Below are 8,107 nucleotides of genomic sequence, written 5' to 3' on the forward strand. Positions count from 1 at the left end.
GCGAGGCTAGAGGGCTTTCGAATCCAGCTTCTCTGAAATGACGAAATGTCGGTTATGCCTTCGAGAAAGCCGCGATCGACAGTGACCACAAACGCCGGCAGCGCCAAGTAATCGAAAAGCCCAAAATCGATGCCGTCGTTACGTTTCTTTGCAGCATTCACATTATAAGCGCCGCGCTCCTTCTTACTCCGGACGAACTGACGCCAAAAGTACCTGAGTTTTAGATCGAAGCGGATCGACAAGGGAGGAAAGGCGTTCGCACTTCTGTTGATGCTCGCAAATACCTGGTCGAGAATTGGATGATCGTATTCATCGAGGTCAGCGGGCCGCCCTCGTTCAACAAAGATTTTGTCAACGGTCCGGAATAGCTCGTTCCAAGCAGTTCTGTCCTCCTGAATAACTTCTTCGATTAGACCGTCGGAGTGGACCTTCCGTTCGCGTAGCACCGACCAAGCTTTGCGTGAAACGTCAACTGAGTCCGACCTTTCCTTGTCCTTAGCTTCTTCGCCAACGTTTGCCAGCACATCTTTCCCCCCTAGCATGACTGGCATGACGGGGTCCAAGAATGCGTCCAGGCAATGGATCATGCTTGCAAAACCTCGGTCGTCGATCGAACCTCTGCTCCTCTAGTTGATCAATTCGCCACAAGCGTGATCAGCAAGCGAGAAGTGGTAGCCATCTGCTTTCATCGCCGAAAATGAGAGGACCCAGTTGGGGATCTCAGAGCTGTGGGCGAGATCTCGCACCGGCGCCGAGTCGAGCACCACCAGACACTTGTAACCAACCGACGTCATCTTGCTTCCTCGCTCGCGGACTCGTCAAAACGGCAATGTCAACCTCCATCGACCGATTGCTTGGCAATTTGGTCAGCCCTCAGAAGAAGGCCTTCATCGATCTTCGATGGTTCAAGGTACTGAGGATGGTCGAGCAGGACCTTCAGAACGAACCGCAGAAGATCGGCGGCCAGCATGCGCTCCGCTTCATTGCTTTTATCCGAAGGTTCAGTTGCTTTGTGAGAAGCTTTCTTTCGCAGCCCATGCACAATGGCCGACCTCGCCTTGTACAGCTGCTTCACCTTAGAGGCAATTTCAGCGGGCGGATACAAGGGGTCTTCTTGGAGCACCGCAAGCGCGGCAGCACGAAGGCGCAGCTTGTATGACAACGACTGATTGTCGTCATCTCCTAGGAGAAGTTCAAGGCCGATCGTGCCGTCAAGGATGGAGTCGGCGGCGTCATCACGGGTGAGGCACCCGTTCAGCCTTCTTATTGCAAGTCGAATGCGCTCTTGTTGGCTTCCGACCACAGCTCCGTAGATACGACGCACATCAATGAGTTGCTCGCGTGTGATGGTGTCGCCCGCATAGCGCCATGCCCAATTATCGAAAGCACTAGGATAGCGACGGAGCGTCGTCCCGTAAACAGGGGGCAGGTCGCAGAAGTATTGAAGTGCCCACCCCTGCGGAACCCACAGCGTTTGCGCATAACCAGTGTTGACGCCGGTAGCAATTCTTAAGGCTCCGAAGAAGCTATCGGCCTCGTCAACCGCATTGGAAGATATCTGATTAAGGGCTGAGCCAACCTCCTCGATCTTATCGATATCATTAACGCTCCAGTCCTTGGAAATGAATGCGTGAGTGGCCGCCCCGACAACCATTTCCTCTGCTCCGGATCCTCGAGTGCTCATGCGCGCCCTCGCGAGCTGGAGCCTTTTCGGTATGCGAGCGATGTAGGACCGTTCGCTAAGTCGAAAATAATCAAATTCGAAGTGCGTCACGGCGATCGGCACGACAAGTCGTAGCTGCAGCGTGCCACCGAAGCTTCCGGATATCAGCGGCCAGATGACCCTAAAACGAAGCTTGCTATCAATCGGACCAAGACCGTGAAGGTGGATGTATCGCTCCACCGCATCGCGAACCAACGTCTCCACTGGAAGTTCTGAAACCTTCCCCTTGTAGACCCATTTTTCCAGGTCAAGTGCTGTTCCAATGACATGCGTGTGCAAGAAGCTTGCGAGTTCTGTGATCTTCGGGAGCGCGATTTTCGGTTGAGCACCGTCGAACAACGCCAGCAAGCCGCGAGGGCTGACCGTACCAACGTAGTCTTTCGGACTGTCTGGGTCGAGCGCTCCCGCCTCTCGAAAAGTCGGAAAGCCACTGTCTAGCGACGACATGATGGGATAATCGTAGTGCGATCTTAGACGGACTGTCGACTTTCCTATCTGCTCGGTGACGGCACGATGCAATTCGTCGAAAGCCTCTTCAAACAAACTCACGTAAGCGCGAAGTTCCTCTCGCCACCTCTTGGCCTCCTCCAATCCCTCTGACGGTTGATCACCTGTAGTCATAGTGTGTGAACCTCCTCCGAATGAGTGGACACCTGTAGTAGGCTCGGAGAGCCAGGAGGTGTCACATGGAAGGACGTCCACGCCGATCGTTTACAGAGGATTACAAGCGCCAGTGCGCTGGGCTGGTGGTGTCGAGCGGTCGTTCGATCACCTCGGTTGCGAAGGAACTCGGTCTGCGCGACTCGGTGCTACGGCGCTGGGTGGAGCAGTTCGAGCCGCAGCCGACATCGGCGGCGCGGCGCCCCACAACGCAAGCGACGCCGATGTCGGCGGACCAGGCCTCGGAGATCGCCCGGCTGCGCCAGGAGAACGAGCGTCTGCGCATGGAACGCGACATTTTAAAAAAGTCGATCGCGATCTTCGCCGGAACCCGGACATGAGTTTTCGCTTCATCGAGGATCACCGCGACGGCTATCCGATACGGCTGATGTGTGCCGTGCTCGAGGTCTCGCCGGCCGGCTATTATGCCTGGCGCGAGCGCCCGGTGAGCGAGCGGACAAAATCCAGTGCGGTGCTCCTGGCTGCGATCCGGCAGGTCCATCAGGACAGCTGTGGACGCTACGGCAGTCCCCGCGTCCATGCCGTGCTGCGGAGGCAGGGCCGTGCCACCAGCCGCGGCCGGGTCGAGCGGATAATGCGCCGGCATGGTATCCACGCCATTATGGCGCCGCCGCGCCGGGTGCGAACCACCGACAGCCGTCACGACCTGCCGATCGCACCAAATCTGATCGCGCGAGACTTCACGGCCCCAGCCCCGAACCGGGTCTGGCTCGCCGATATCACCTACATCCCGACCGCGGAGGGTTGGCTGTACCTGGCGGCCGTCATGGATCTCTTCAGCCGAAAGATCGTCGGCTGGGCCATGCGGGATCATATGCAAGTCGAACTCGCATCCGCGGCGTTGACGATGGCGATCAAGCAGCAACGGCCACAGGACGGATTGATCCACCACTCCGATCGCGGCGTCCACTATGCCTCAAGAACCTACCGCGACGCACTCACCAGAGCTGGCATGGTTGCGTCGATGAGCCGCAAGGCCGATTGCTATGATAATGCCCCGATGGAAAGCTTCTTCCACAGCCTGAAGACCGAGCTCGTTCATCATCGCAACTACGAGACCCGCGCCGAGGCCCAGCGCGACATCTTTGCCTTCATCGAGGGCTTCTACAACCGAACCAGGCTCCATTCCGCCATCGGATATATCGCCCCAATCGAAATGGAGCTAAAAGTCGCCTAAGCCTGTCTACTTTTCCGGGGGAAGATCATCCACCCTCTCCCACAAGGGGAGAGGGGAAGAAAGGCGGAGCCCACCATGAAATTCTTCTCCTTCTGGCGATCGCTGGCGAGTTTTCGGGTTCGCATTGCGCTCAACCTCAAGGGCCTGCCGGCCGAGATCGTCATGGTCGATATCGACGCCGACGCGCATCGCGACGACGCCTATCGCAAGATCAATCCGCAGATGGCGCTGCCGGCATTGGTGCTCGACGACGGCACCGCGCTGTTCCAGTCGCTCGCGATCCTCGAATATCTCGACGAGACCCATCCCGCCCCGCCGCTGCTCCCATCCGATCCGCGCGGCCGCGCCAGGGTGCGCGCGCTGGCGCTGATGGTCGCCTGCGAGGGCCACCCGCTGCTGGTGCCGCGGGTGCGGCGCTATCTCGATCACGAACTGAATTTGCGCGAGACCCAGCAGGCGGCATGGCGGCGGCACTGGACGGTGGAGACGCTGGCGGCGCTGGAAGCGCACCTCGCCGGCGACAAGGCCACCGGACAATTCTGCCATGGCGATACGCCGACACTGGCCGACATCTGCATGGTCGGCCACGTCACCGTGGCGGTCACCCAGCAGATCGATCTTTCGCCCTGGCCCACCGTCAAGCGCATTTTCGAAACCGCGATGGTATTGCCGGAATTCGCGCGCGCGCATCCGCTGGCGCAGCCGGATACGCCGGAAGCGATGCGGGTGAAGAAGTAGGCGGCGAGCGATTCTTCCTTCCCCTCTACCCTTGTGGGAGAGGGTGGATCGAATGCGCCTTGCGCATTCGAGACGGGTGAGGGGTCGCCTCAACAGATGTGCCTGCCGATAGAGACCCCTCATCCGGCGCGCTGCGCGCGCCACCTTCTCCCACAAGGGGAGAAGGGAAGAGCTCACCCCTTCGGCGGGTCGAGTTTCTGCACGATCTCCCGGAACGGCGGCAGCGCCTCGCAGCGTGCGGCGTGCGCGGTCAGCGCCGGATGGCGCTCAGGCGTGAACAGCGTCGGATGCGCCTCGCCGGTGAAACGCAACGCGCAGGCCACCATGATGTCGGCATGGCCGATGCGCGTCCCGAACCAGAACGGCGTCGCCACCGCGGCGCGTTCCTTCTCCAGCACGTCGAGCACGCCGCCGATCTGGGCCTGGCAGCGCTCGACCCAAATCTGCAACTGCTCCTGGCGCAGCACCCGCTCGTAGATCAGGCTGACCGCCTTGTCGGCGAGCCCGCTGCCCAGCGCGCAGATCTTCAGGGCATGCCGCCGCGCCGGGCCGCTGTCGGCGATCATCGCCTGTTCCGGCCCGACCAGTTCGTCGAGATAATCCAGCATCGCCCCGCTCTCGATCAGCACTTCGCCGCCGTCCAGCACCAGCGTGGGCACCCGGCGCAGCGGATTGTACGCTGCCAGCTTCTCGGCGTCCCCGAAGGTCGACCAAGGCCGCTGCTCGAACGGCAGCTCATAAAACCGCAGCGCCAGCGCGACGCGGCGGACGAAGGGGGAATCGTACTGGCCGATCAGGATCATGGGAGTGGACGCGCCTTTCTCTCTCAGTCGTCATGGCCGGGCTTGACCCGGCCATCGATTATGAAGAGTGATGGATGCCCGGATCAAGTCCGGGCATGACGTTGTGAGATCGGAAGGACCGCCATGTTGCCACGTCTGCCAAGGGCCTTGCTTGCAGTCAGTCTGCTGCCACTGGCCGCCACGGCGCTCGCCCAAAGCCCTCCCACCGGCTTCCGTTCGCCCTCGAACAACATCGCCTGCCAGTATTTCGACTACGACCGGCAGATCGCACTCCGCTGCGACATCATGGAAGCCACCGTGACGGCGCGGCGGCCGGCCGATTGCGACCTCGAATGGGGCAAGGCCTTCGAGATGAGCGCGAGAGGCAGCGCCGTCCGCCTGTGCTACGGCGACACCGTGATGGACAAGGCCCTGCCGGTGCTGGCCTATGGCGAGGTCTGGCAGCGCGGCGGCTTTACCTGCACGTCGGAACAATCGGGCGTGACGTGCTTCAACGCCGACCGACGCGGATTCAAGCTGGCGAGAGCCAAGCAGGAGCTGTTTTGAGGGACAAGGGGAAGGCCCTGGCTGCCGCAACAAGCACGCCTGTCATACTCCGCGAAGGCGGAGTATCCAGTACGCCGCGGCCTCTCGGCTCTATTACCGCCGTCTCTGGAGTACTGGATGCCCGCCTGCGCGGGGATGACGACCGTGTGCGAGGCGCGAATATTCCACTCACTCAATAACCGGCACATGCTTCGCGACATGCCGCGGCACCGTCCCGTCCAGCCGCGGATCGTCCGCAAGCTCGATTTGCCGCCGGAACGGGCGAAACCCCGCGCGCTGATAGAATGCCAGCGCCGAGGGATGATCCAGCGTGCAGGTATGCACCCAGACCCGTGCGACGGGCGGCGACCATGCCCGCTCCAGTGCGCGATTCATCAGCCAGCTCCCCGCGCCGCTGCCGATCAGTCCTGATGTGACGCCGAAGAACGCCAGCTCGCATTGGCCGGGCTCGCGAAAATCCAGCTCCAGCAAGCCTTCGTCGCTGCCGTCCACGACCAGCGCGTACACTTCGACCAGCGGCGCATGGATGATCGCGGCGAGTTCGGCATCCGCCATCTGCAGCCGCGAGAACCACAGCCACTCCTCGCCGACGCGGCGATAGAGATCGCGAAACCAGTCGAGGTTCGGTGTCTCGACCCGGCGCAAGCTCCATGCGCCCGGCGGATCGGGACGCGGCGCCGGGCGCGCGGTCATTTCGAGATGCGTGACCACGGCGGCGATCTTGCCGGCCGGGACGTCGGAATAGCCATCAGGGAGACTCATCGGGGCCTCACTCCCCCTCATCACTCGCCAGCACGCCTTTCACAGCCCGTGCCCAGCCGGCCAGCTTTCGCTCGCGTGTCGCGGCACTCATCGCCGGCTTGAAGCGGTGTTCCAGCCGCCAGTTGTCGGCGAACTTTTCCGGTTCGGGATAGACGCCGGCGGCGAGGCCGGCGAGGTAGGCGGCGCCCAGCGCGGTGGTTTCCTGGATCATCGGGCGATCGACCGGGGCGTCGAGCAGGTCGGCGAGGCGCTGCATGGTCCAGTCGGAGGCGGTCATGCCGCCGTCGACGCGGAGCACGATGTTGGCGGTTTTCGCATCGGGCCAGTCGGCGCGCATCGCGGCCCACAGATCGAAGGTCTGGTAGCAGACGCTCTCCAGCGCGGCATGGGCGAGTTCGGCCGGCCCGGTGTTGCGGGTGAGGCCGAACAGCGCGCCGCGCACCCGGGGATTCCAGTAGGGCGCGCCGAGGCCGACGAAGGCGGGCACCAAATAGACGCTCTGCATCGAATCGGACTTGTCGGCGAGCGGGCCGGTTTCACTGGCCTGCTTGATGATGCCGAGGCCGTCGCGCAGCCACTGCACCGCGCTTCCCGCGACGAAGATCGAGCCTTCCAGCGCGTAGGTGCGCCGGCCCGCGAGCTGGTAGGCGATGGTGGTGAGCAGCTTGTTGTTCGACGTGACCGGCGTGGTGCCGGTGTTGAGCAGGGCAAAGCAGCCGGTACCGTAGGTCGACTTCATCATGCCGGGCGCAAAGCAGGCCTGGCCGATGGTGGCGGCCTGCTGGTCGCCGGCTATCCCTGCGATCATGATGCTGCCGCCGAATAATTCGGGCACGGTGTCGCCGAAATCAGCGGAGGAATCCTTCACCTCGGGCAGCAGCGAGCGCGGCACGCGGAGGATTTTCAGCAGCTCGTCGTCCCACTGCCCGGTGTGGATGTTGAACAGCAGCGTGCGCGAGGCGTTGGTGGCGTCTGACGCATGCGACTTGCCGCCGGTGAGACGCCACAGCAGGTAGCAATCGATGGTGCCGAACATCAGTTCGCCGCGTTCGGCGCGTTCGCGTGCGCCGGGGACGTGATCGAGGAGCCATGCGACTTTTGTGCCGGAGAAATAGGGATCGATGATCAGGCCGGTCTTCGCCGTGATCGCCGGCTCATGGCCTTCGGCTTTCAGTTTCGTGCAGATGTCCGATGTGCGGCGGTCCTGCCAGACGATGGCGCGGTGGATCGCCTTTCCGGTGGCGCGGTCCCACACCACGACGGTTTCGCGCTGGTTGGTGATGCCGATCGCGGCGATGTCTTTCGCTGTGGCGTCGGCTTTCTTCAGCGCCTCGCGGCAGGTCGCGATCGTCGAGGTCCAGATGTCCTCGGGCTCGTGCTCGACCCAGCCGGAGGCCGGAAAATGCTGCGGAAACTCCTGCTGCGCGATGGCGGCGATCGAGATGTCGCCGCGGAACAGGATGGCGCGCGAGGAGGTGGTGCCCTGATCGATGGCCAGTACGAAGGACATGGTCTGGATTCCTGGCGTTGCTTCCCGGGGGGTTGTTGGAGGCAAGGCAAGCGGATTGGGGGACGGAGGTCAATACGACGACGCTCTGCTCTCCTCCCCCCGCGCGCCCTTGCGCGTGGTGGGGAGGGGTCGGGGGTGGGGGGTGCTTCCGCAAATTCGCTAGCAGA

Annotated in this window: 9 protein-coding genes; 3 read left to right on the forward strand and 6 right to left on the reverse strand. The window is 62.2% G+C overall.

Annotated elements, in window-relative coordinates; all coding sequences use genetic code 11:
- The 3 genes from Q8R73_RS16595 to Q8R73_RS16605 all read right to left on the reverse strand — a co-directional run.
- On the reverse strand, positions 1-551 hold a 551-nt coding region (locus Q8R73_RS16595), incomplete at its 3' end, for a hypothetical protein (RefSeq protein WP_305720640.1).
- Between the two features lie 75 nt (positions 552-626).
- The gene (locus Q8R73_RS16600; RefSeq protein WP_305720641.1) at positions 627-794 is read right to left on the reverse strand and encodes a hypothetical protein; all 168 of its coding nucleotides are present in this window, start codon (positions 792-794) and stop codon (positions 627-629) included.
- Between the two features lie 38 nt (positions 795-832).
- A complete protein-coding gene (locus tag Q8R73_RS16605; RefSeq protein WP_305720642.1) occupies positions 833-2,272 on the reverse strand; it encodes a HEPN domain-containing protein in 1,440 nt (479 codons plus the stop codon).
- Between the two features lie 137 nt (positions 2,273-2,409).
- On the opposite strand from Q8R73_RS16605, the gene Q8R73_RS16610 reads away from it, so the two are divergent.
- Both Q8R73_RS16610 and maiA read left to right on the forward strand, forming a co-directional pair.
- A protein-coding gene (locus Q8R73_RS16610; protein ID WP_305720643.1) for an IS3 family transposase occupies positions 2,410-3,581 on the forward strand; the annotation gives its coding sequence in 2 pieces (ribosomal slippage) (positions 2,410-2,701 and positions 2,701-3,581; 1,173 coding nt in all).
- Between the two features lie 75 nt (positions 3,582-3,656).
- Positions 3,657-4,319, forward strand: coding sequence for a maleylacetoacetate isomerase (maiA, locus tag Q8R73_RS16615; protein WP_305720644.1), 663 nt, complete (start codon positions 3,657-3,659; stop codon positions 4,317-4,319).
- Positions 4,320-4,492: 173 nt separating this feature from the next.
- On the opposite strand, the gene Q8R73_RS16620 is transcribed toward maiA, so the two are convergent.
- Positions 4,493-5,122: a glutathione S-transferase family protein gene (locus tag Q8R73_RS16620; protein WP_305720645.1), complete on the reverse strand. Its 630-nt coding sequence runs from the start codon at positions 5,120-5,122 to the stop codon at positions 4,493-4,495.
- Positions 5,123-5,245: 123 nt separating this feature from the next.
- Between Q8R73_RS16620 and Q8R73_RS16625 the strand changes: the two genes are divergently transcribed.
- The gene (locus Q8R73_RS16625; protein WP_305720646.1) at positions 5,246-5,668 is read left to right on the forward strand and encodes a DUF6636 domain-containing protein; all 423 of its coding nucleotides are present in this window, start codon (positions 5,246-5,248) and stop codon (positions 5,666-5,668) included.
- Positions 5,669-5,836: 168 nt separating this feature from the next.
- On the opposite strand, the gene Q8R73_RS16630 is transcribed toward Q8R73_RS16625, so the two are convergent.
- Positions 5,837-6,430, reverse strand: coding sequence for an N-acetyltransferase (locus Q8R73_RS16630; protein WP_305720647.1), 594 nt, complete (start codon positions 6,428-6,430; stop codon positions 5,837-5,839).
- A 7-nt stretch (positions 6,431-6,437) separates the two neighbouring features.
- Positions 6,438-7,940 carry a glycerol kinase GlpK gene (gene glpK, locus Q8R73_RS16635; protein WP_305720648.1) on the reverse strand — a complete coding sequence of 501 codons (1,503 nt, stop codon included), beginning with the start codon at positions 7,938-7,940 and terminating at the stop codon, positions 6,438-6,440.
- Positions 7,941-8,107: the final 167 nt, after the last annotated feature.

It is taken from the genome of Bradyrhizobium sp. (assembly GCF_030697065.1).
GTDB lineage: Bacteria > Pseudomonadota > Alphaproteobacteria > Rhizobiales > Xanthobacteraceae > Bradyrhizobium.